22 protein-coding genes are annotated in these 24009 nt (G+C 35.3%); 15 read left to right on the top strand and 7 right to left on the bottom strand.

Features of this window, described 5'->3' with window-relative positions; genetic code table 11:
- Nucleotides 1-161 precede the first annotated feature (161 nt).
- On the bottom strand, nt 162-902 hold the full coding sequence (locus tag ACUTSE_RS15925; RefSeq protein ID WP_002987095.1) for a CDP-alcohol phosphatidyltransferase family protein: 741 nt from the start codon (nt 900-902) through the stop codon (nt 162-164).
- 149 nt (nt 903-1051) lie between these two features.
- Here ACUTSE_RS15925 and ACUTSE_RS15920 point away from each other — a divergent pair, with 149 nt between their 5' ends.
- Genes ACUTSE_RS15920 through ACUTSE_RS15910 form a run of 3 tightly spaced genes read left to right on the top strand, consistent with a single transcriptional unit; the run spans nt 1052 to nt 4002 of the window.
- Complete coding sequence (locus ACUTSE_RS15920; protein ID WP_002987093.1) at nt 1052-2128, top strand: putative type IX sorting system protein PorV2; 1077 nt, start codon at nt 1052-1054, stop codon at nt 2126-2128.
- 3 nt (nt 2129-2131) lie between these two features.
- Nucleotides 2132-3247, top strand: a complete 1116-nt coding sequence (locus ACUTSE_RS15915; protein WP_445640935.1) for a lipoprotein N-acyltransferase Lnb domain-containing protein — start codon at nt 2132-2134, stop codon at nt 3245-3247.
- Between the two features lie 17 nt (nt 3248-3264).
- Nucleotides 3265-4002: a tyrosine-protein phosphatase gene (locus ACUTSE_RS15910; RefSeq protein WP_002987089.1), complete on the top strand. Its 738-nt coding sequence runs from the start codon at nt 3265-3267 to the stop codon at nt 4000-4002.
- An 82-nt stretch (nt 4003-4084) separates the two neighbouring features.
- Here ACUTSE_RS15910 and ACUTSE_RS15905 read toward each other — a convergent pair whose 3' ends face one another.
- Nucleotides 4085-4474, bottom strand: coding sequence for a DUF1573 domain-containing protein (locus ACUTSE_RS15905; protein WP_002987085.1), 390 nt, complete (start codon nt 4472-4474; stop codon nt 4085-4087).
- Between the two features lie 221 nt (nt 4475-4695).
- On the opposite strand from ACUTSE_RS15905, the gene ACUTSE_RS15900 reads away from it, so the two are divergent.
- The 3 genes from ACUTSE_RS15900 to ACUTSE_RS15890 all read left to right on the top strand — a co-directional run bounded on the left by ACUTSE_RS15900 (nt 4696) and on the right by ACUTSE_RS15890 (nt 8797).
- The gene (locus tag ACUTSE_RS15900) at nt 4696-7329 is read left to right on the top strand and encodes a valine--tRNA ligase (protein WP_445640934.1); all 2634 of its coding nucleotides are present in this window, start codon (nt 4696-4698) and stop codon (nt 7327-7329) included.
- A 74-nt stretch (nt 7330-7403) separates the two neighbouring features.
- Entirely contained in the window at nt 7404-8045 is a 642-nt protein-coding gene (locus tag ACUTSE_RS15895) for a TatD family hydrolase (protein ID WP_445640933.1), read from the top strand.
- Between the two features lie 35 nt (nt 8046-8080).
- Nucleotides 8081-8797 carry a tRNA threonylcarbamoyladenosine dehydratase gene (locus tag ACUTSE_RS15890; protein ID WP_002987078.1) on the top strand — a complete coding sequence of 239 codons (717 nt, stop codon included), beginning with the start codon at nt 8081-8083 and terminating at the stop codon, nt 8795-8797.
- Between the two features lie 61 nt (nt 8798-8858).
- Here the strand turns inward: ACUTSE_RS15890 and ACUTSE_RS15885 are convergent, their stop codons facing one another.
- The gene (locus ACUTSE_RS15885; RefSeq protein WP_445640932.1) at nt 8859-10055 is read right to left on the bottom strand and encodes an aromatic amino acid transport family protein; all 1197 of its coding nucleotides are present in this window, start codon (nt 10053-10055) and stop codon (nt 8859-8861) included.
- A gap of 418 nt (nt 10056-10473) precedes the next feature.
- Between ACUTSE_RS15885 and ACUTSE_RS15880 the strand changes: the two genes are divergently transcribed.
- The gene (locus ACUTSE_RS15880; RefSeq protein WP_002987074.1) at nt 10474-10884 is read left to right on the top strand and encodes a Fur family transcriptional regulator; all 411 of its coding nucleotides are present in this window, start codon (nt 10474-10476) and stop codon (nt 10882-10884) included.
- Between the two features lie 5 nt (nt 10885-10889).
- Here the strand turns inward: ACUTSE_RS15880 and ACUTSE_RS15875 are convergent, their stop codons facing one another.
- The 3 genes from ACUTSE_RS15875 to ACUTSE_RS15865 all read right to left on the bottom strand — a co-directional run bounded on the left by ACUTSE_RS15875 (nt 10890) and on the right by ACUTSE_RS15865 (nt 13614).
- A complete protein-coding gene (locus tag ACUTSE_RS15875; protein WP_445640931.1) occupies nt 10890-11858 on the bottom strand; it encodes a YpdA family putative bacillithiol disulfide reductase in 969 nt (322 codons plus the stop codon).
- Nucleotides 11859-12093: 235 nt separating this feature from the next.
- Nucleotides 12094-12795: a YceI family protein gene (locus tag ACUTSE_RS15870; RefSeq protein WP_445640930.1), complete on the bottom strand. Its 702-nt coding sequence runs from the start codon at nt 12793-12795 to the stop codon at nt 12094-12096.
- A 321-nt stretch (nt 12796-13116) separates the two neighbouring features.
- Nucleotides 13117-13614, bottom strand: a complete 498-nt coding sequence (locus ACUTSE_RS15865; RefSeq protein ID WP_445640929.1) for a hypothetical protein — start codon at nt 13612-13614, stop codon at nt 13117-13119.
- A gap of 190 nt (nt 13615-13804) precedes the next feature.
- Here ACUTSE_RS15865 and ACUTSE_RS15860 point away from each other — a divergent pair, with 190 nt between their 5' ends.
- The 7 genes from ACUTSE_RS15860 to priA all read left to right on the top strand — a co-directional run bounded on the left by ACUTSE_RS15860 (nt 13805) and on the right by priA (nt 20564).
- A complete protein-coding gene (locus ACUTSE_RS15860; protein WP_259190800.1) occupies nt 13805-14380 on the top strand; it encodes a DJ-1/PfpI family protein in 576 nt (191 codons plus the stop codon).
- A gap of 88 nt (nt 14381-14468) precedes the next feature.
- Nucleotides 14469-15329, top strand: coding sequence for a carboxylating nicotinate-nucleotide diphosphorylase (gene nadC, locus ACUTSE_RS15855; RefSeq protein WP_115091392.1), 861 nt, complete (start codon nt 14469-14471; stop codon nt 15327-15329).
- Nucleotides 15330-15345: 16 nt separating this feature from the next.
- Entirely contained in the window at nt 15346-16245 is a 900-nt protein-coding gene (locus ACUTSE_RS15850) for a YihY/virulence factor BrkB family protein (protein ID WP_353103442.1), read from the top strand.
- Nucleotides 16246-16287: 42 nt separating this feature from the next.
- Complete coding sequence (locus ACUTSE_RS15845) at nt 16288-16713, top strand: DUF2147 domain-containing protein (protein WP_445640928.1); 426 nt, start codon at nt 16288-16290, stop codon at nt 16711-16713.
- A gap of 150 nt (nt 16714-16863) precedes the next feature.
- Nucleotides 16864-17301, top strand: a complete 438-nt coding sequence (locus ACUTSE_RS15840; protein WP_115091389.1) for a DUF2147 domain-containing protein — start codon at nt 16864-16866, stop codon at nt 17299-17301.
- A gap of 399 nt (nt 17302-17700) precedes the next feature.
- Nucleotides 17701-18054, top strand: coding sequence for a WG repeat-containing protein (locus ACUTSE_RS15835; protein ID WP_115091388.1), 354 nt, complete (start codon nt 17701-17703; stop codon nt 18052-18054).
- 59 nt (nt 18055-18113) lie between these two features.
- Nucleotides 18114-20564 carry a replication restart helicase PriA gene (gene priA / locus ACUTSE_RS15830; RefSeq protein ID WP_445640927.1) on the top strand — a complete coding sequence of 817 codons (2451 nt, stop codon included), beginning with the start codon at nt 18114-18116 and terminating at the stop codon, nt 20562-20564.
- Here priA and ACUTSE_RS15825 read toward each other — a convergent pair.
- Complete coding sequence (locus ACUTSE_RS15825; protein WP_445640926.1) at nt 20558-23206, bottom strand: BspA family leucine-rich repeat surface protein; 2649 nt, start codon at nt 23204-23206, stop codon at nt 20558-20560. The two genes, priA and ACUTSE_RS15825, sit on opposite strands and share 7 nt — an antisense overlap.
- A gap of 149 nt (nt 23207-23355) precedes the next feature.
- Between ACUTSE_RS15825 and ACUTSE_RS15820 the strand changes: the two genes are divergently transcribed.
- On the top strand, nt 23356-23919 hold the full coding sequence (locus tag ACUTSE_RS15820) for a DMP19 family protein (RefSeq protein WP_445640925.1): 564 nt from the start codon (nt 23356-23358) through the stop codon (nt 23917-23919).
- Nucleotides 23920-24009 lie beyond the last annotated feature (90 nt).

Below are 24009 nucleotides of genomic sequence, written 5' to 3'. Positions count from 1 at the left end.
TTAACTGAAATTAGTTGTTTTTTATTTGCAATAAGGCTATTGAAACTGTAATAAATGTTAAAATAAAGAAATTTGTTTTATCGAATACATTTACCGTAAATGTATAAAAAAAGTGATCAAAAGATATTTTGACCACTTTGGTATTTTGCGACCCTTATTATTTAAGCTATTTCTTTTTTCGTTGTGACATTTTTAACCACCGAAAGTAAAATGTAAAGCAAGATAATAATTGGAATTGCTAAATAATGTAACGCAATCAATAGAATAATTGAAACGATTACAAATCCCAATTGCAATTTATAAGCTCCTAAGTTTTTAGGATTAATTTTTAGAGAAAATAAAGGCAACTCCGCATTCATGATATAAGCACTCAATACACTGATAATCACTAATACATACGGATTGCTCAAGAAAGAAATAACAGCTTCAGAATTAGTTGTGCTTACAATTAGAGGTAAACTCAAGATGAAAAGCGCATTTCCTGGAGTTGGTAGTCCAATAAACGAATCTGTTTGTCGTGTATCAATATTGAATTTAGCCAAACGATAAGCAGCTCCCAATGTAATTAGAAAACCTAAATATGGAACAATAGCCATATAATAAGTCTCAGGTGTAAGATTATACGGTCCTTGTGTCTCTTGAATATTAGCTAACTGTTTGTAGATGATTAGTCCGGGTACTACACCACTGGTTACCATATCCGCTAAAGAATCCAATTGAAGACCTAACTCGCTCTTAACATTAAGGATGCGTGCTACAAATCCATCCCAATAATCGAAGAAAATACCAATACATACCCATAAAAAGGCCATGTGAATATTGTCGTCAAAAGCATAGATACAAGCAATTAACCCTGATGCTAAGTTTAATAAAGTGATGAAATTTGGAAGGTGTTTTTTCATGTATGTTTTATTTTAGTCTTTGTATATTTAAAATAAATGGACTTGATTTCCTATACAAAGGTATCATAAACTTAGTAATAATAATATCTTCCTAGCCTTTTAGTTTTTTACTATTTTTACAACTTAGTATGAATAATAAATATAGGTTTGTGAAAAAGCTAACAGTATGTACGTTATTACTTTGCATAGGGATTGCTGCTCATGCACAAAAGGCAAGAAAATATTCCAATGAATTTTTGAACATTGGAGTAGATGCCGTTGCGATGGGAATGGCAAACAGTGTGGTTTCTTCGAGTGGAGATGTGAATTCGGTCTATTGGAATCCTGCAGGACTCATGCAATTGGAAGATCAACAAGTGGCTTTGATGCATGCTAGTTATTTCGCTAATATTGCTCAATATGATTATGCGGCATTCGCTATGCCTTTGGATGAACGTAGCGCTTTGGGAATCTCCATCATTCGTTTTGGTGTCGATGATATTATGAATACAACGGAATTAATCGATCAACACGGAAATATTGATTACAACCGCATCAGCTTATTCTCTGCTGCAGATTACGCTTTTGTACTTTCTTATGCTCGTAATACACCAATTCCAGGATTAACGTATGGAGTTAATGCTAAAGTGGTACGACGTATAATCGGGAAATTCGCCAATTCATGGGGATTTGGATTTGATGCAGGTGTGCAGTACAAAACTAATTCGGATTGGATGTTTGGAGTGATGGCAAGAGATATAACAACCACCTATAATATGTGGAATATCAATAAAAAGGAATACAGTAAAGTACAAAATGCCGTTGAAGGAATGAATCAGGAATTGCCTGAAACAACAGAGATTACATTGCCTAAATTACAAATGGGAGTCTCTAAAAATGTAAAACTGACGCGCGATTTGAATATGTTAGCTGCATTTGCACTCCATGTTGAGTTTGCGGAAACCAATGCCGTGATTTCAAGTGGTTCTATGAGTATGACTCCTTCCTTAGGGGTTGAATTTGGATATGCTAATTTAGTATTCGTTCGCGGTGGAGTAGGTAACTTTCAGAATAACAGACAAATGGATAATACGGAAAAAATGGAATTCCAGCCTAATATAGGGGTAGGGTTTCATTATAAAGGCATTCAGGTAGATTATGCCTTGACTGATATTGGAGACCAAAGTGCAGCTATTTACTCCAATGTATTCTCATTAAAATTAGATTTAGGAATTTTTAGAAAATAAAAAATGAAAAGAATAATAGTGCTGTTCTTCGCGGTGTTTATGATACAATGGAGCTATGGAAATACAGCAAATAGACAATTGTCAGACAAAGCAAAAGTAAGCGTTTTAACTTGTGGAACAGGAGGACAATTGTATTCCCTTTTTGGACATACAGCTATTCGAGTATACGACCCAGCAGAGGGAATTGATCGAGTGTATAACTATGGATTATTCGATTTTAGAATACCTAATTTCTACGCAAAATTCGTGAAGGGAGATTTGCTTTACTTTGTCGATTATGAAGGGTATGAGAGCTTTGTAGTGAATTATGCGTATGATAATCGCTCTGTTGTTGAGCAAGAATTAAATCTGTCTCAAACACAAAAACAAGAGGTTTGGAGCCTGTTAAATGAATCTTTAAAAGAAGAAAACCGATATTACACCTATAAATTTATAGACAACAACTGTACAACTAAGGTTGTGGATGTGCTAAATCAAGTATTGTCAACACCTGTAAAAGTTGATGTGGAAGAAAATAAAGGAAACTATCGTACCATCTTAAACACCTATTTAAAAGATCGTTATTTTGAGAAATTAGGGATTAACCTCATTTTTGGAAATAAAGTTGACCATCCTTCAGCCTTGTTATTCTTACCAGATAAGTTTCAAGCAGCCCTTGCTCAATCCATGAACGGAGATCAGCCTTTGGTTAAAGAAGAGCTCCTCGTTTTTCAATCGAAACCTGTAGATAATTATGTATGGTGGAATACCTATTGGTTCGCTTCAGTGGTTTGTGCGCTATTGTTAGGTTTGTCTATCAATCGCATTGTGCGCTCCATTTATTTCATTGCTATGGGGCTTTTTGGTGTATTTTTTCTTTTAGTTGGGTTTTATTCTCTACACAGTGAAGTATTATTAAATAATGTGGTTTTTTTATGTAATCCTATCTTACTTTTTATTCCATTTGTTAAAAATAAGAGTAAAATTAAAAGAATTTTAGGAATGATTGTTGTGTTCTTGTTAATTTTGTATGTTGTTTTGAATTTATTCTCAGAAAAGCTAATTATTACATTACCTTTGTATTTCTTAACTCTTGGAACTTTGTTTTTGGAGTTTAGAGCAAATAAACAAAAAGAATAGAGCAAAAATAACAAGCTATGTTTTCATTTTTTAAATCTAAACCGATTTTAAAAAGCTTAATCCCTCAAGGTTATGTGGATATTCATTCCCATTTGATTTATGGTATTGATGATGGAGCTAAGACAATTGAAGATACAAAACATATTATTTCTTCTATGCAGAGCCTTGGTTTTGAACAAGCTATCGCTACGCCACATACTACGCCTTTGGTTTGGGAAAATACGCGTGAAGGTATTTTAGATCAATACCAACTGGTACAAGAACAATTGCCACAAGAAGCTAAAGCAATCGAATTAAGAGTTGCATCAGAGTATTTGATGGATGAGAGTTTATTGCCACGCATCGAAAACAAAGAACTTTTGACGTTAAAGGACAATTACGTTTTAGTTGAAATGTCCTATATGAATCCGCCTATTCAATTGATGGATATTTTATTTCAATTGAAATCCAGCGGGTATGATATTGTATTGGCTCACCCAGAACGCTATAATTTTTACCATCAAAATACAGCCATGTATAAGAAATTGAAAAAAGCAGGTTGCCTTTTTCAAATGAATCTATTATCGGTAACAGGGTATTATGGTAAACATGTATTAGAAGCTGCAAACTATTTGCTGCAACAGGGTCTAATTGATTTTGTGGGATCTGATATCCACCATGAAAAACACATCAAAGGCTTTGATGCAAAAGTTGAGGTAAAAGCCATTGAGTTTTTCACTCAAGCAATTAATAATAATCAAGAGTTTAGAAAGTAAGGATCTTCATAAAAAATAGATTTGATATTAAACATAAAAAAAGCCACTCAATTGAGTGGCTTTTTTTATGTTTGGATAAAGATTATTTATCTACAACTTCACCTTTAATTCTCAAAGGCACTGTACCGTTTTCATAGTTTACTGCATTAGATTCAACAGTAATTGTACGGCTAATTCTTCCGATGCTCATGTTGTATTTTACATCGATGTTTCCTTTTTTACCAGGCATGATTGGCTCAGTTGGTTTTGAAGGAACTGTACATCCACATGTAGAACGTACGTTTGTAATGATCAACGGTTGATCACCTGTGTTTGTGAATTCGAATGAACGTAATCCATCGTCATTCCCTCTGATTACTGTTCCGTAATCAATTGTGTTGTTCTCAGCTGCGAACTGAATTTTAGGACCACTTTGAGCGAACGATAAGGCACTAGATAAGACTAATGCGAATACTGCTATTAATTTTTTCATTACTATAATTTTTGTTGTTCTGTAAAATTAAAAACTTTTAGAAAACTCGCAAATTTTTTTCGCATATTCGATTTTAGATATACTTTTATAATTGCCGAGTAATAATTACTTTTGTACAACACAAAGATAAATAAAACTAAGGTTATAAAAATGGAAAAACTAGTTTTTCTCTCTTATGACCTGATGTTTTTTCTTTTTTTTAATAATTAAATTATAGAATAATGGTAATTCCTGCACAATTTGACGCAAAGCAAGTAGAGCAAAAATGGTATCAGTATTGGATGGAAAATAATTTTTTCCGATCTGTACCAGATGAAAGAAAGCCGTACACAATTGTAATACCTCCTCCAAACGTTACAGGAGTATTGCATATGGGGCATATGTTGAATGTTACAATTCAAGATGTATTAATACGTCGCGCACGTTTAAAAGGGCTAAACGCATGTTGGGTCCCTGGAACGGATCACGCATCTATTGCAACTGAAGCCAAAGTCGTCGCTAAATTGAGAGAGCAGGGAATCAATAAAAACGACTTAACTAGAGAAGAGTTCTTAAAACACGCATGGGAATGGAAAGAAGAATATGGCGGTGTGATTTTAGACCAGTTGAAAAAACTAGGAGCTTCTTGTGATTGGGAACGTACAAAGTTTACGATGGACCCAGAAATGTCACAACAAGTAATCAAGTTGTTTGTTGATTTGTATAATAAAGGATTGATTTACCGTGGGTACCGTATGGTGAACTGGGATCCAGAAGCGAAAACAACCTTATCGGATGAAGAGGTTATTTACGAAGAACGCCAAGGAAAACTATATCACGTAAAATATCAAATCGAAGGAACTTCGGATTATTTAACGATTGCAACAACGCGTCCAGAAACAATTTTGGGTGATTCAGCTATTTGTATTAATCCAAACGATGAGCGTTACCAACATTTAAAAGGTAAAAATGCAATCGTACCGATTTGTAATCGCGTTGTACCTATTATTTTCGATGAGTATGTAGATATGGAATTCGGAACAGGATGTTTGAAAGTAACACCTGCTCACGATGTAAATGATAAAGAGTTAGGGGAACGTCACAATTTGGAAATTATCGATATTTTCAATGCAGATGCTACGCTAAATGATTTAGGCTTACACTACAAAGGAAAAGATCGCTTTGTGGTTCGCAAGGAAATTGAAACGGAATTAGCGGCTATCGGTGCGTTAGATAAAGTAGAAAACTACCTGAACAACGTAGGAACCTCTGAGCGTACAAAAGCTGTAATTGAACCGCGTTTATCAGATCAGTGGTTCTTGAAAATGGAAGAATTGGCTAAACCAGCATTAGATGCGGTAATGACAACTGAAGATGTAAAATTATATCCAAGTCGTTATAACAGTACGTATAGAAGTTGGTTGGAAAATATTCGCGATTGGAATATTTCTCGTCAATTGTGGTGGGGACACCAAATTCCAGCTTTCTTTTATGGAGATGGAAAAGAAGATTTCGTAGTAGCAGAAACGAAAGAAGCAGCTCTTGAATTAGCAAAAGTGAAAACAGGAAAAGCAGATTTAACTGTGGCAGATTTAAAACAAGATGAAGATGCGTTAGATACGTGGTTCTCTTCTTGGTTATGGCCTATGTCTGTATTCAACGGGTTAATTGATCCTGAAAATGAAGAGTTTAAATACTATTATCCTACGAATGATCTTGTTACAGGTCCAGATATTATTTTCTTCTGGGTAGCTCGTATGATTATGGCAGGATATGAATATACTGGCGTACAACCATTTACGAATGTTTACTTCACGGGTATTGTACGTGATAAACAACGTCGTAAAATGTCTAAATCATTAGGAAACTCTCCAGATGCTTTAGGATTAATTGATAAGTTTGGTGCGGATGGAGTTCGTGTAGGTTTATTGTTGTCTGCTTCTGCAGGAAACGATATCTTATTTGATGAAGAATTATGCGCACAAGGAAAAGCATTTACCAATAAAGTTTGGAATGCATTCCGTTTGATTAAAGGTTGGGAAGTTTCTGATGCCTTAGAACAACCAGAAACAGCAAAAGTATCTTTAGCTTGGTATGAAGCGAAGTTGCAAAAAACGCTAGTGGAAATTGAAGATCATTTCGCTAAATACAGAATTTCAGATGCGCTAATGGCAATCTATAAATTAGTATGGGATGATTTCTGTTCTTGGTTCTTAGAAATGATTAAACCAGGATACCAACAACCAATAGATCGCGCAACGTATACAAAAGCAATCGAACTATTGGAGGAAAACTTGAAATTGTTGCATCCATTTATGCCATTCTTGACAGAAGAAATTTGGCAACATATTAATGCGCGTACAGCAGATCAAGCTTTGGTTATCTCTACTTGGCCAGAAACAAAAGCATTTGATGAAAATGTAATCAAAGAGTTTGAGTTTACCATGGAAGTAATCGCAGGTATTCGTACGATTAGAAAAGATAAAAATATTTCGTTTAAGGATACAATTGATTTGAAAATAATCAATAACGAAAAAATATCGACGTATTTTGACAGCGTTATTTCAAAACTTGGAAATGTAACAAGTATGGAATACGTGAATGACCAAGTAAGCGGTGCTTTGTCTTACCGAGTAAAATCGAATGAGTATTTTATTCCAATGGAAGGCAATGTAAATGTAGAAGAAGAAATTGCGAAATTAGAAGAAGAGTTGAAATACTTGAGAGGGTTCTTGAAATCCGTACAAGGAAAGCTATCAAATGAAAAATTTGTTAGCGGTGCGCCGGAACAAGTAGTGGCAAATGAAAAGCAAAAAGAAGCAGATGCATTGGCTAAAATTGCAACTATCGAACATAGTTTAGCAGGTCTTAAATAAAAAATAAACAAATTGATTATAAAGGTCTTTGGTTAGTATATGCTAATCAAAGACCTTTTTTTATCTTCGCTAGTATGAAGTACAATATCCATACACATCATCCTCAACATTCCCTGGACACCTTAGAACTAGTCAATCAAGACTTGTCCAAGGTTGATTTTAGTATTCCGCATTTTTCGTTGGGTATTCACCCTTGGTATATTGTTGAAGCAAAGATTGAAGAACAATTGAACTGGCTGGAAACGAACCTGCATCACCCAAATTGTTTAGCTATAGGAGAGTGTGGTTTGGATAAGAAAATCGATATTCCTTGGGATTTACAAGAAGAAGTTGTTGTAAAACAATTACTTCTTGCAGAAAAAAATAAAAAAGCTGTAATTTTGCACGTCGTTTCTGCTTATCAAGAAATTATCGCATTAAAAAAGAAATGGAAAATTACCGTTCCACTTATCGTTCACGGGTTTAATAAACATCAACAAGTGGCTGAAAGTTTGTGGAAAAACGGATTTTACATCTCATTTGGTAGTGCTTTACTGAAGAGTAATCGATTGCAAGAAACTTTTTCCGCTGCGCCTAAAGATTTTTTATTTTTAGAAACAGATGATGATGCAACGGTTACTATTGCAGATTTATACGCGCAAGCAGAGAAACTACATCCTGATATTGCACAGGTTGTAGAGGCAAATTTTAAACGGATATGGAGTAAAGAATACTAATTGTAACCTTTAGGGGGATTAATAACAAGAGATAGATGGCTATTTGGCAAGAAAGAGCAGCCTTACTTTTTAAAGAAGAAGGATTAGAAAAATTAAAAAACGCCAACGTATTAGTTGTTGGTTTAGGAGGAGTTGGATCATTTGCCGCTGAGTTTTTAGCGCGTGCAGGAGTAGGGAAAATGACCATTGTTGATGGAGATACGGTGGATATTACCAATATCAACAGACAATTACCTGCGTTGCATTCTACGATAGGGGAACCTAAAGTACACATTGTAGGAAATCGCTTGATGGATATTAATCCGGAGCTAAACTTAACGCGTATAGAAGAATTCTTATCACCAGAACGCACTCATGAGGTGGTAACGGAAGAATATGATTATGTACTCGACTGTATTGACAGTATAACACCTAAAATTAATTTAATTTTAGCTGCGAAGCGCAAACGCGTGAAAGTAATTAGCGCTATGGGAGCAGGAGGAAAGATGCTGGCTTCTAAAATCGTTGTCAAAGATATTAGCAAAACAGATGTATGCCCATTGGCGAAACAAATTCGCAAACGCTTGAAGAAAGAAGGAATTTCTTCTGGAGTAAAGGCAATCTTTTCAACAGAAAAACCAGATGAAAGTAGTTTGAAAATGACAGATGGTTCAAACTATAAAAAATCGTTTTTCGGGACGAATAGCTGGATGCCAGCCTTGTTTGGTTTGCATGCTGCAGAAAATGTAATTCGCTATTTATTATCGAAATAAGAACAAACAAAAAAGGAGTAGGGGATTAACCTACTCCTTTTTTTGTTTGTTATCATATCCTTTAAGAAGGCAATACTTCAAAAGCTAATAAAAGCTGTAAAACCACAATTAATAAAGATAAAATCCATAGAAATCCGTAAATAATATACTGGAGAATCGATGTCTTTTCACCGGCTATTTTCTTTGCTTTTTGCAACATCAACATAGGGATAATTAAAGCTAAAACCACCAAAGAAATAGAAGCATATCCCAAGGCAATCACAAATCCATCAGGATAAAATAAAGCGAATAGGATTGGAGGAAGAAAAGTCAAAATAAAAGCACTTACATTGTGTTTGATTTTAGGACGATCTTTTGCTAAATCTTTGATGTAATCATTTAGAGCTAAAGCAACTCCCCAAAAGGAAGTTAGAATTGCAGCCGCAGCAAAAATGGTAAATGCAATTTTGATGAAAGGCGAACTATTGATTTCTTTAATTGATACAAGTAATCCCTCTAACCCTGCATTGTTTTTTAAAATCTCACTGAAAACGCTACTTTCAATATTTCCTAAAATGGTAAGTTCCCAGATTAAATATAAAAGTAAAGGGATGATACTACCAATAAAAAAGACCCATTTGAGCTGGCGTAAATTTCCATCCAAGTATTTGACTAAGCTAGGAATAACCACACTAAATCCAAATGAAGTGAAAATAATGGGAATTGTAGCTAAGACAGGAAGTGGACTTTGAGGGATATAAGCCAAATAAGCCATCTCAATATGAGGGAGTAAAAGCCCTAAAACCAAGCATAAACAAAGGATTTTAATTGAGAATACAACTTTGGTACTATAATCTACAGCTCTTGTGCCAAAGGCGATAATTCCCCCAAAAAGAAGGGTAAAAAGAATGGCACTCAGCTGAGGGGATACCTCAAGGTGTAATAATTGTTTCAGATTGGTTCGAAGGATATCTCCTCCACCTGCAATATAAGCACTAGTAAGGGCATACATCAAGGTTAGCATACTCAATCCAGTGATATAAGCCCCTGGTTTTCCTAAATATTTTGTTGTTAGGGTATTTAACCCATCTTCAGGTGAATTGTATCGATAGACATTTACTAGGAGAACGGAAGTATAAAACATAGCAAACCAGATACAGAATAAGATGAATGACATAAATAAAAAACCTACATTGGCCGATATAATGGGCATTGCTAACATTCCTGCGCCTATTGTAGTTCCTGCTACAATAAGAATACTTCCGATTAATTTTTGCATTTTGTTTAAAATTTATTGTTTTGTTTTTTTAATTTATTTTATCATTCATCTGAACTAAAGTAAATGGATAGGATAAGGATGGATACAAAAATCATACCTTAACTTTAGGTCTTTTCGTTTTTATTGGAAATGAATCTAAAAAAAATAAATATATGTTTTATTTATAGTTTTTGCGATAAAAATCATGAAAAACTGATGGTAAAGGAAGAGACCTGTGTTTTTATTGTTTTTTCTACTGAATTTCGACGCTGTTCTTCTTCGTTTTGATAAAGAAATGGAAATCGAAAAGCTTGATTATCAAGGGTAAGAAGAAGTAAATAATGCTAATTTAAGTAAAAAGTACAATTAATTCCCATTTATGCGATAGACTGAATTAAGGAACAATGCTTATCTTTGAGTAAAACAAAAGGTCAGATAGATGAAGAATATTGAAGAAGCGTTACTTGCCAAAAACATTAAACCTACAGCTATGCGAATCCTTGTGCTTAAATTTTTAAAGCAACAACAAGGAGCCGTATCGTTAGCGGATATTGAAAATAGCTTTGATCAATCAGACCGCGTAACGATTTATCGTACAGTGAAGACGTTTGAGAGTAAAGGATTATTACACAGTATCACAGCGAATAATGTTACACAATATGCGTTATGCTCTTCTAGTTGTTCTGAAGATAATCATCGTGATACCCATCTGCACTTTATCTGCAAACAGTGCAAGAAGACTATTTGCTTAACACAAGTTGCCATCCCTACCATTGATATTCCAGAGGGATTTGAATTGAGTGACATCGAAGTTGTCGCACACGGGGTGTGTAAAGGATGTAAAGCGTAGCTGTTTTATTTTTTTTCGAGTATGTGCTTCACAATCATCGAGGCGTGAATTCTTGAGTTTTCAATAAACCAAGTGTGTGTGTTCAATCCGCCACAAACGACACCTGCCAAGTATAGATTAGCAATATTGGTTTCCATTGTTTCTGCATGGAAGGTTGGCAGTAAATCAACCTCATTTTGAGTAGTAATACCCAGCTTGCGCAAGAAATCGAAATCTGGACGATAACCTGTTAAGGCTAAAACAAAATCATTCGTTAGTGTGATTGACTCTCCTGCTTGTTCTAGAGTAACAGTAGAGGGAGTAATAGCAGTTAATTGACTGTTGTAATAGACCTGAATAGCACCTTCGGCAATTCGATTTTCAATATCGGGTTTTACCCAATATTTTACATGTGAACTAATAGCAGTATCTCGAACTACCATGGTTACTTTAGCTCCTTTTCGATAGCATTCTAATGCTGCATCTACGGAGGAATTACTTGCTCCAACTACCACAACTTCCATATTTGCATAATAATGCGGATCGTTGTAATAATGTGAAACCTTAGGTAGATCTTCTCCAGGAATATGCAAGAGGTTTGGGAAATCATAGAAACCAGTGGCGACAATTACATGAGAAGCACTATACTGGCTTTTGGAGGTCTCTACTGTAAAATGGCCTTCTGCTTGTTTATGTACACCTAATACCGTTTCAAATAAATGAATGGACAACTCGTGTAGATGAGTTACTCGTCTATAGTATTCCAAGGCTTCTTTGCGTCTCGGTTTATTTTCTGCACTAATAAAGGGAATATGGTCGAGTTCTAATAGCTCCGAAGTAGAGAAAAACTGCATATTGATGGGATAGTGGTACAAGGAATTGACCAAACATCCTTTTTCAATAATAAGATAGGACAATCCTGCTTTCTTAGCCTCAATACCACAGGCAATTCCTATGGGGCCCCCTCCAATAATTAGTACGTCTATATGTTTCATCTTCATGTAAATAAACCCGAATCAGGCGATTTTTGTAGTCTTTCAAACAAAAGTATTGATTTATTTTGGAAAGAAGAAGAGAATTGAGATTCGATCGTTTTTAGAAAATAAAAAAACACAAAAGGGAATAACAATTCGCTTTCATACTATGATGATAAATCAACAGCGTCGTTCTTTGAATAAAAAAAGAGGATGCCCTTGTGGAGCATCCTCTTTTGGTATGATTTAGAATGGATTATTCGTTTACTTTGTCAGCAACTAAGTGAATTCCAATTTCCATATCTTTACTAATTGCCCAATCAGCTGGGTTAAGAGCAGCACCAGAATCTTTATCTGTAGTACCGAAAACTAATCCCCATTCTGTACGGTCAGCAACAAATGCAGCATCCATAACAGCTTTACCATTCTCTACTGTTACTTTAGCAGGGAAAGTGATGTTTACTGTTTTACCTAAGATTGTTAAGTTTCCGCTTACGATTTTGTTAGCACCTTCAATTTTACTTGTGTGTTTTGCAGCGTCGAAATCTTCAACTTTAGTGATTTTGAAATCAACTGTAGGGTTTTTCTCTACGTCGAAGAAATCAGGACTTTTTAAGTGTCCTCCTAATTTTTGAATATCCTCATCAGCATCAACAGAAGCACGGTCAACTTGTAGAGAGTTCATGTCTACAGTGTATGAACCTGCGTTTAATCCATTTGCGTCAATTGCAATGTCTCCAGCAGATAAAGTTAAAGTACCAAAACGTGGGTTTAATCCACCTTTGTGTCCTACTTTCCAAGTTACATTACTGTCTGTTAAGTTTACAGTATATTTGTCTCCTTGTTCTACTGCAACTTCTTGTTCAGTTGTAGTTGTAGCTTTATCAGCATTTTTGTTTCCACATGATGCTAATGAAAGTGTAGCTACTACTGCTAATGATAATAAAATTTTTTTCATGTTAATTCGCTATTTTGTTTGCCCAAATGTACAATACAAAAATGAATATACAATAGGTTATTAATGTACTGAATGTTAAAAAGTTATAAATAAGCGTTTTTTGTGAAATAATGACGCTTATTTCTTTGAATTTACTTTTAAATAGATGTCTTTTAGGTCAAAAAAGCGTTTTTTTGTTGATAACTTCTGTTAAGGTTTCGAGTGATGAGCTTGTTGTAAACAGAGAAAATAAAAACCCATTCACATTTTTTGATAGTGGAAAGATAACAGCATAAAAAAAGAGGATAACTCCAGTTATCCTCTTTTTTTATGTTCTATTGGTTACAATTCTTTGAAAGTCGAAATGATATTCATTAATTCCTCTCCTTGATAGTCTTTGTTTTGACCAATCGTCCAACCGATAATTTCGTAGTTTCCTTTTTTACCTTCAACCATCGCCTGTATCATATACATGAAGTTTCCTTCTTGTGACATAGATATATGGTAAATTTTTCCTGGTAAACCATTAATGCGAACCTCGTCTTCTTTGACGATTTCATAATCAGGTCTAGTAGAATAAGCTGCTAATGCTTTTTGAGTAAAGGTTTTGAAATCTTCTTCTGCTGTTTTAGGTGATTCTTTTGCAATGATGTACACTTGTTTGTACGTATTTCCGTACTGAATATCCGCATCGGGATAAAGGTCTGTCATAGCTGCTAATGTTGCAGGCATATCCATGGTAAATTGATCTTTTACATTTACCGTTTGAGGAGGAGCTACTTTTTGGTTACAACTTACCAGTCCTACTGTTACACATAGAATAAAGAGTAATTTTTTCATCTGAAAACAATTTTTAAAATAAAGAATATTTAAAGTTAAGGCAAAATAGTGATACGCATGGTGATTTGTGCCTAAAAAATTTTTACTCCATCATGAACGCTAACGACAAATTATAATTTCAGCCTTGATTTTGTCTGAATTGAATAGATTTTTGTACATTAGAAGGTATTAAATCAAAAATAAAATAGTTATGGCAAAAAAAGTATTAATGTTAGCAGGTGATTTCGTAGAAGATTACGAAGTAATGGTTCCTTATCAAGCGCTATTATCCGTTGGAGTAGCTGTAGATGTGGTTTGTCCAGGAAAGAAAAAGAATGATATCATCGCAACGGCCATTCACGATTTTGTTGGATTCCAAACGTATGCAGAAAGTAGAGGACATAATTTTGTAATCAACAAGAGTTTTGATGAGGTGAAACTAGATGAATATGCAGGATTATATGTTTGCGGAGGGCGTGCTCCAGAATATATTCGATTAAATAAACGAGTGATTGAAATCGTTCAATACTTTTTTGAAAAGAATTTACCTATTGCAGCAATTTGCCACGGTATTCAAGTATTAACTCCAGCAGGGGTATTGAAAGGCAGAACATTGACTGCTTATCCAGCAGTTGGTCCTGATATTGTAGTTGCGGGTGGGACATACAAGGAAATTGATGCAGATAAAGCAATTACAGATGGCAATCTGACAACTTCACCAGCATGGCCTGGACATCCAGCTATTTTGAGTGAGTTTTATAAACTCTTAGGAGTGAAAATAGGGTAAGTTAAGTTATCCTGCAGAAGAGTTTGCGAGGCTAAAAGAAGAACACTTGTAAAACATTTCTTATTTTAGCAGCGCAAATTTTTTATTTATGATTTCAGAACAACAATTCCAAGCTGAATTAAATCAGATTATAGTTAATGCCATACGCGAAGATGTAGGAGATGGCGATCATAGTTCATTGGCGTGTATTCCTGCTGATGCGAAAGGAAAAGCACAAGTATTAGTCAAAGAAGCGGGTATTATTGCCGGAGTAGAATTTGCACAGCTGGTTTTACAATATGTAGATCCTACATTAGAAGTAGAAGTTTTTATCCCGGATGGAACAGCTGTAAAAGTTGGAGATATTGTATTGACGATTGCTGGATCTTCTCAATCCATTTTAAAAGCGGAGCGTTTTATGTTGAATGCGATGCAACGCATGAGTGCCATTGCAACGAAAACACGTGTTTTTGTCGATTTGTTGGAAGGAACGGGTACCAAAATATTGGATACCAGAAAAACAACACCTGGTATTCGCGCCATTGAAAAATGGGCAGTAAAAATTGCTGGGGGTGAAAATCACCGTTTTGCTTTGTATGATATGATTATGTTGAAAGATAATCACATTGACTTTGCAGGAGGAATAAAAGAGGCGATTGAAAAAACAAATACGTATCTGAAAGAAAACAACAAAGCGTTGAAGATTATTGTTGAAGCGCGTGACCTAAATGAAGTACAACAGATTTTAGCTTGTGAGAACGTATACCGCATTTTGTTAGATAATTTTGATTTTGAAACAACGAGAAAAGCAGTGGAATTAATTGGCAATCAATGTCAAACGGAGTCCTCTGGAAATATAAATGAAGAAACAGTACGCGAATACGCGCTTTGCGGGGTTGATTTTGTTTCCTCAGGTGCATTGACGCATTCCGTTTACAATATGGATTTAAGTTTAAAAGCAGTTTTATAGCCTATAAGGAGCATGCATGTCTAGAGAAATAGAAGATAAATTAGCCCGGATACCTGTGCTGAATAAAATCGTTAGCGCATTACAGCGAGTAAAGTTTTCTTTTCTTGATGGGTATTCGCTGTATGATTTAATTGAGTTGTATTTGGTCGGAATCGTCAAAGGAGCCTTTTCTTATCGAGCGGGTTCTATTGCTTTTAGTTTCTTTATGGCCTTGTTTCCCTTTGCTTTATTTATTCTGAATTTAATCCCCTATATTCCTATTGATAATTTTCAAGCCGACTTTTTACAGTTTATTGAAAATTCAGTTCCACCCAATACGTATGAAGCCATTCAATCTATTATTCTAGATATCATGAATAATAGTTATAAGTCTTTATTATCATCTGGATTTTTACTTTCTATTTTCTTGATGACCAATGGGGTATTTGCTATTATCGGAGGATTTGAATCGTCCTACCATATTACCATTTCTCGCAATATCATTCGACAGTACTTAGTTGCCTTGGCACTTTCTCTTATTCTATCTTTTGTTTTAATCTTTTCAGTTGCGTTTTATGTAATCTTAGAAGTATTAATTTACCGTTTAGCAATTGGTGCTAATTGGTTAGTCTGGGTGCGTAATTTATATTTATTACTGGTCGTTCTATTAACTACTTCTATTTTATATAAATTTGGTGCCAAAGAAACAAAAGGAGTATCTTTTATTTCTATTGGTTCTGTCTTTACAACTATTTTATACGTTTTAACCTCTTATGGGTTTGGAGTATATGTCCTTCGATTTGCCCGATACAATGAATTATATGGCTCAATTGGGACTTTATTGGTGGTGATGTTCTATTTGTGGATTAACTGTATGATTTTATTATTAGGTTTTGAATTAAATTTAGCTATTCGTAAGATTAAGTTAAAAAAATAAGTATATTTGAGTATATAACTTAATCTAAAACTAAAAAATATTATGAGAAATTCAATGTTTATACTCGTGTTTTTATTGGGTGGTTTCATGACGATGAATGCTCAATCGATCATTGGTAAATGGAAAACGTTTGACGATCAAACAGGAGACGCGAAATCTATCGTGGAGATATCAGAAAAAGGAGGTAAATACCAAGGAAAAGTTATCGAAATTTTAAATCCTGCTAAAAAGGATTCTAAATGTGAAAAATGCCCAGGGGATGATAAAGGAAAACCAATTGAAGGATTGGTGATTATCAAAAACCTAACGAAAAAAGGAGAAGAATATACAGGAGGAACAATTATTGATCCACAGTCAGGAAAAGAATATAAATGTTCGATTAAAATGAACGGAAAAACAAAATTAGAAGTTCGTGGATATGTCGGAATTTCATTGATTGGACGAACACAAACATGGACTAAAATGTAAATAATCTAGAAAAGGCTATCTGTAAGATAGTCTTTTTTTTTTGTTTGAATTTGAATGAGTTAGGTGTTTTGGTTTTGTTAATTGTGCTGGTGTCTAAAAAAAAAGTTTGTATCTTTCCTAGTATAACATATACTGAAAAAGAGAAATAGGATGAAAAAATTAATGTATGCAATGCTGTTTTTATTGGGAGGATTGTTAAACATGAATGCCCAGACAGAATATTCAATTGTTGGTAAATGGAAAGCTGTAGATAGCAATGGAAAAGACAAGGCAATTGTTGAAATAAAAGAAAGTCAAGGAGTTTATACAGGGCGTATTATTAGTATTTTAGACCCTGATGATAAAGGTAAGAAATGTGAAAAGTGCCCTGGAGGAGATGTAGCTAGGACCTATGATGGATTAACCATTATAAAAAACATGAAAAAAGAGGAACGTAATAAGTACAGTGGAGGAACTATTTTGGATCCAGAAACAGGAAAAGAGTACAGTTGTTCCATAAAACTTGTTGGTTATAGTAAAATAGAAGTGACAGGAACAGCCCAGATTTATCTCTTAGGAAAAACAACAACGTGGACAAAGTCATCTTAAAATACAAGGGTTATCTAACTATAGGTAGCCTTTTTTCGTTTTATTTTAGGGTGTAATTTTTCACCTGTAAAAAGGCTATTTCATTTAACACAATTTTACTCTTCAATTGAGATGAAATTAAATAAACCTCTTGTACCTTTGGAAGGTTATATGTTGGATTTTGAGAGAGTTAGTTTTGCGTTACAACAGGTTGTATGAAAGTTGACAACATAATGCAATGGCAAAAGGATTCTATTTTTTTAAATGTAGAACATAGGTTGTGTACAATTAAAACGAATAATTAAAAATGTCATATACAGCCGATGTTGCGAAATCCATGCGGAAATATGATATAAATCGCGTATTTTTGAATTTCAAAAATCAAATCTAATTGAAAACTAATTATAATTAAGAGCATAAATGAATAGAGTATTGGTGTGTTTTTTACTACTTGTAGGAGTGAGTTGTATGACTTCAAGATCAACTCATCAACCTTATATGTATGACAATAACCCTGATTTTGTTGTAGAAGGTATGTATCGCATTATTGATGAAGAGGGCAAAATGGGATTTGCGAATGTCAAAGGACAAGTAGTGATTAAACCTCAATTTGCTTTTGTGTTTCCTTTTAAAAATGGTGTAGCAAAAGCTACCTTTGAAGGTAGAAGTAGAGAAGTTGAAGGATCTCGCGGAGAGTACCATTATTGGGATAGTTCATCTTGGTTTTATATTGATAAAAATGGAAACATAGTTTCTGAAACGACCCATAATTAAAACATTCTACTATTTATTATATTCAAAGGCTTTCTTTGAAGTGATTAACCAACCCTAACATGAATTATTTTGTTGAGGTCATTGTGCCTTTAGCTTTAGATCCCACATTCACTTACCGAATTAATGAAGTCGAGTTCGATTTTATTCAAGTTGGAATGCGGGTTGCTGTACCTTTTGGACGCAATAAAGTGTATACGGCTTTGGTGGTGGAAAAACACCATCGACAACCTGCTGTATACGAAGCAAAAGATATTCATGAAATTATAGATATTGAACCTGTAGTTACTCCAGCACAAATTAAATTTTGGACGTGGTTAGCCGAGTATTATATGTGTACGCTTGGTGATGTGTACAAAGGAGCAATGCCTTCTCGTTTGCTGTTGGAAAGTGAAACGATTATTCAATGGAATGATAAAGTAACACTATCCGTAGACGATTTGGATGATGCGGAATACTTGTTATACGAGGCGATGCAAATTCAATCTATTTTGAAACTTGATGAGGTGATTGCGATTCTCAATCGCAAGAAAGTATTTCCCGTAATTAATAGTTTATTGACTAAAGGCGCCATTTTGTTGCAAGAAGAAATGGTGGAGAAATACAAACCCAAGCAAATTCGCTATGTTCGTTTGGCAGAAGAATACCTGCAAGAAGATGGATTGACCAAGCTGATGGAATTGGTTAATAGAGCGGCTAAACAGCGTGAATTAATCTTAAAATATTTTCAATTACAAGCAATCCAGAAAAATCCAATCAGTGTAAAACAGCTGATTGAAGAAGGTGAAAGTAGTCAAGCGATTATCAATGCCTTGATTGAAAAAGGAGTGTTTGAATCCTATTACCTCAATCACGATCGCGTTGTTTTTAATGATGCGACCTCAGAGGTGATTCAGCTGACGGATGATCAAAGTAAAGCGCTTTGGGAAATTGAGCAACAATTTACAGCAAAAGAAGTGGTCTTACTGCATGGGGTTACGGCCTCAGGAAAGACAGAAGTATATATAAAACTCATAGAGAAGTTTTTATCCCAAGAAGGACAAGTGCTATTTCTCTTGCCTGAAGTGGGGATTAGTGCGCAATTGGTTCAGCGCTTAACGGCTTATTTTGGCAATCAAGTAGCGGTGTATCATTCGCGCTATTCTCATAATGAGCGATTAGAAGTGTGGAATCAGGTATTGCAGCAATCAGAAAAGGCAAAAGTGGTGATTGGAACGAGGTTGTCTGTTTTCTTACCGTTTCAGGATCTGCGTTTGGTGGTGATTGATGAAGAACACGATGCCAATTACAAGCAACATGATCCTGCACCGCGCTATCACGGACGTGATGCAGCTGTGGTATTGGCCATGCAACACAAAGCAAAAGTGTTGATGGGATCCGCCACGCCGAGTTTAGAAAGTTATTATAATGCCGCTCAAAAAAAATACGGATTGGTTGAATTGACCAAACGTTATACGAATGTATTGCTTCCAGATATTGTCTTAGTGGATATCAAGGAAAAATACAAACGCAAACAGATGACAGGGCATTTCTCGGATCAATTGATCGAGGAAATAAATCACGCTTTGTCGTTAGAGGAACAAGTAATTCTCTTCCAAAACCGCAGGGGATTTTCACCTGTGGTGGAGTGTATGACCTGTGGGGCAGTTCCTGAATGCCCGCATTGTGATGTGAGCTTGACCTATCACAAATACAGAAATGAATTGCGTTGCCACTATTGTGGTTATACCTTACCGATGCCGAAACAATGTGGACGTTGCCACAGCGTGGATTTGAATACGAAAGGATTTGGAACTGAACAAGTAGAAGAGGAGTTGAGAGAGTTGTTTCCAAACAAGCGTATTGCGCGTATGGACCAAGATACCACAAGAGGAAAATACGCCTATGAGAAATTGATTGAATCTTTTGAGAATCGTCAAATTGATATTTTGGTGGGTACTCAAATGTTGGCCAAAGGCTTTGATTTCGATAATGTGAACTTGGTTGGGATAATGAATGCAGATAATAGCTTGTATCATCCCGATTTTAGAGCCCATGAACGCGCTTTTCAAATGATGACGCAAATTGCAGGACGCTCAGGGCGATTTGATAAAAAGGGAAGGGTAGTTATTCAAACCTTTAATCCGTATCACAATATCATTCAACAGGTAACGAATTATGATTATAAATCCATGTATAAGGAGCAGATGTATGAACGTCATAACTTTCAGTATCCGCCTTTTTACCGCTTGATTCGCTTAACGTTAAAACACCGCGATTTTGAAAAACTCAAAGAATCGTCGTTTTGGCTGTATAACAATTTGAAAGGACAATTGGGTATTCCCGTTTTAGGGCCAGAAGAACCTGCAATTAACCGCATCCGCAATCAGTATATTCGCGTGATTTTAATCAAAATTCCACAACAAGTCATGCTCAACCAGACCAAAGGGCAAGTGAGGCGCATCTTAAAGAGTTTTGAGTCTATTGGGGCGTATCGTTCGGTTCACGTGGTGGCTAATGTTGATTTTTATTGATGGCATCTTGTACCAGATTCAAGTTGCCTTATTGGAATAGGCATTGAATTTTTAATCGCCTTTTTCCAATTGGAAGAGGTTAATGGTTGATTAAAGGCTTTTGCGTTTTTGACTATTTCATAAGCCACAGTCTCAGGGTTGATATTCCATTTATTAAGAGGTTGATTAAATCGTTGTGCATCTTCGAACATGCTATCCATTCTTTCTACTTTACTTACATCCCATCGATTTAACGGTTGGTTGAACGCTTGGGTTTCATCAAACATCTGATTCATTTTGGTAACTTGACTAACATCCCAATTATTTAAAGGTTGATTAAATTGCTGAGCACCTTTAAACATACCTTCTAAGTCTTTAACCTGACTCATATTCCATTGCTCCAAAGGTTGATTGAATACTTGAGTTTCAGCAAACATGTATTTCATGTCAGTTACCTGACTAACATCCCAATTATGTAGAGGTTGATTAAATTGCTGAGCCCCTTTAAACATTCCTTCTAGGTCTTTAACCTGACTTATATTCCATTGCTCTAAGGGTTGATTGAACGCTTGGGTTTCAGCAAACATGTATGCCATGTTCGTAACTTGACTAACATTCCATGTATGTAAAGGCTGATTGAATGGGGTATTTGAAAACATACTTCCCATTCTAGTAACTTGACTAACATCCCATTGTTCTAAAGGTTGATTGAATGAAGTATTTGAAAATAGTCCTCTCATGTTCGTAACTTGACTAACATTCCAGGTATCTAAAGGTTGATTGAAAGCTAATGCGTGATAAAACATATACGACATATTCGTAACTTGACTAACATCCCAAGTTTGTAAAGGTTGGTTGAAAGCTAATGCGTGATCAAACATTTCGGACATATTAGTAACTTGACTAACATCCCAAGTTTGTAAAGGCTGGTTGAAAGCTAATGCGTGATCAAACATTTCGGACAGATTTGTTGCCTGACTCATATTCCATTGATCTAATGGTTGGTTGAATGTTTCTGCTTGGTAAAACATATTAGAGAAATTAGTGACTTGACTCACATCCCAATGATTAAGGGGTTGATTTAATTTCTTTGCATGGGCAAACATATAACTCGTGCTTTTTACTTGTTGTAGATTAGGAAGGTCTGAAGCGGTTACTATTACTTCTTTAGCTCCACTAAATGCCTTTTCCATTGTGCTCCATTCGATATCTCCCCATTGTTGTATCTCGATTAAGTGTTTTTCTCTTAAATAAAGATTTCTTGAACCTCCATACATATACTCTATTGCATGTAAGGGGGTTCGTTCGGTAGGAGTTAAGGTTAAGCGATATTGACCTCCTGGCACAAGCAGATTAAGATCGTTTTGTCCGATGCCATAATAAATTAAAGAGGAATCTGTTGTGTTTTCTAACATATAGAAATATTGACCTTGTAGGCTGAGTTCAAAATTGTTTCTGTTGCCGAAAGGGGTTAGCAAATCCCAAAGCGTTACAAAAGGTTTTTTGTAATTGGGCTGTTGTTGTTTTTGTTTCTCCCATGCTGCAATTGTTTGTTGCATTTGTAGGAGATTCAATTTGGTGTTGTCGAATGGGTGAGCAAAGTAAACAATAGAAGAAACTACCCATTGATCCAAACGTTGATTAAATTGCTGAGCGTTAGCAAACATTTGGTTCATAAAGACTACTTGACGGACATCCCACTGATGTAAAGGTTGGTTAAAGGTAAGAGCACCATGAAACATGCCAGTCATGTCGGTTACTTGCTGGACGTTCCATTTGTTTAAAGGTTGGTTAAAAGCTTTTGCCTCTTGAAACATGCCAGCCATGTTGGTTACTTGCTGGACATTCCATTTGTTTAAGGGGTGGTTAAAAGCTTTTGCCTCTTGAAACATGCCAACCATGTTGGTTACTTGATGAACGTTCCATTTTTTTAGCGATTGGTTGAATGCAGAAGCTCCTCTAAATAGATAACTCATATCCTTTACATTACTGACATTCCATTTGTTTAACGGTTGGTTAAAGCTTTCCGCTTGATCAAACATGGATCCCATTTGGGTCACTTGACTAACATCCCATTGATCTAAAGGGTGATTGAATTTTTTAGCCTGAAAAAAGAGATAGCTCATATCTGTTACCTGGCTTACATCCCAGTGATTAATGGGGAAGTCTAAGTAATGTGCACATAAAAACATGCCCGACATATTGGTGACTCTACTGAGGTCAGGGACATCTTGAGCAACAATAACCATTCTGCTTGCACCCGCAAAAGCATTTTGCATACTACTCCAAGGTATATCACCCCATTGAACAACAGATAAAAGCTCATCAAAGGGATTGGGGTATTCTTCTCGTTCATAAAGAGAAACGGTGATGTCAGGGTTGTAAAACCGATGTAACGGATTGTCGCCAATGGGAGTTAAACTAAGACGATAAGGTCCGCGTTTAGGAAAATCTAACTCAAGCATATCTTTTCCTCTTCCTTCTCCTTTTATCGTTGGATATTGAATGCTTTCCCAAGTATAGGTGTATTCTCCTTCCAAATGAAGGTTAAGTTTATGGGTGTTCCAGTTGGTTATAAAAGGTCGTTGTGCATGACTGCTCAAACCTGCAAGAAAAAAGAGCACGCCTAAGAGCATAAAACGGAACCAAATATTTTGTTTCATGTTGTTAGTTATAGGGTGAATAGTGGTGAAATGTAATGAAAAATACAATAGAAAAAGAAAGGAATTGTGAAATAAGCCTAAATCTTGTTCGTCATCCTGCATTAAATCGTACTTTTGTTTGCATAAAAATGAACTAAATTTAAAAGAAAATGAGTCAACCGAAAATTGTAGTGTCACAAGACGCAGCACAAAGTCAAGATAATTACGATATCATCTATTCTAATATTACTTTTATTAATCTAATCCGCGAAGAAGCTGAAACAGAAGATCCAGAAGAAGACCGCGTGGATGAACTAATTCCACACGACGCGTTCTTGAGTTATTATGTAGATTATTATTTGTCTCAATATGAAAATGGAAACTTTTCTCAATTTGTTTATAATACAGGAGCAGATTTAGAATTGATTGATTGGATTATCGAAGGATTAGAAAAAATGGGTTCTAAAGAGCATTTGGCTTTATTGAAAAAGAGATTAGAAGTGCTTGAAAATATGGATGAAACGGTTTTAGAAGCATTTATTGAAAGCGACTATTTTGGAACTAATCCAACCCGTGACCTTTTAAATGACGATACTTTTTTCAATATTGAAGAAGATTTAATTGATTTAAATGCGACTTGGCTGAAACAACATCCAGAGCTTTTAGTTTTATCTATCGATGAAATGTATGATTATGCAGAGAAGATGTTAGGTAAAAAAGTAGAACGAGAATAAGTTGTAAAGTTTGTGTTCTAGTGGATTTAGTTTTATTGACTGATAGAATACGTTCATTTATCCTTTAAAATTGGGAGATGACGGGAATAT

The organism is Myroides sp. TSA_177.3, assembly GCF_052691955.1.
The sequence above is the reverse complement of the archived record's forward strand: the minus strand, read 5'-3'. Positions and strand labels throughout refer to the sequence as shown.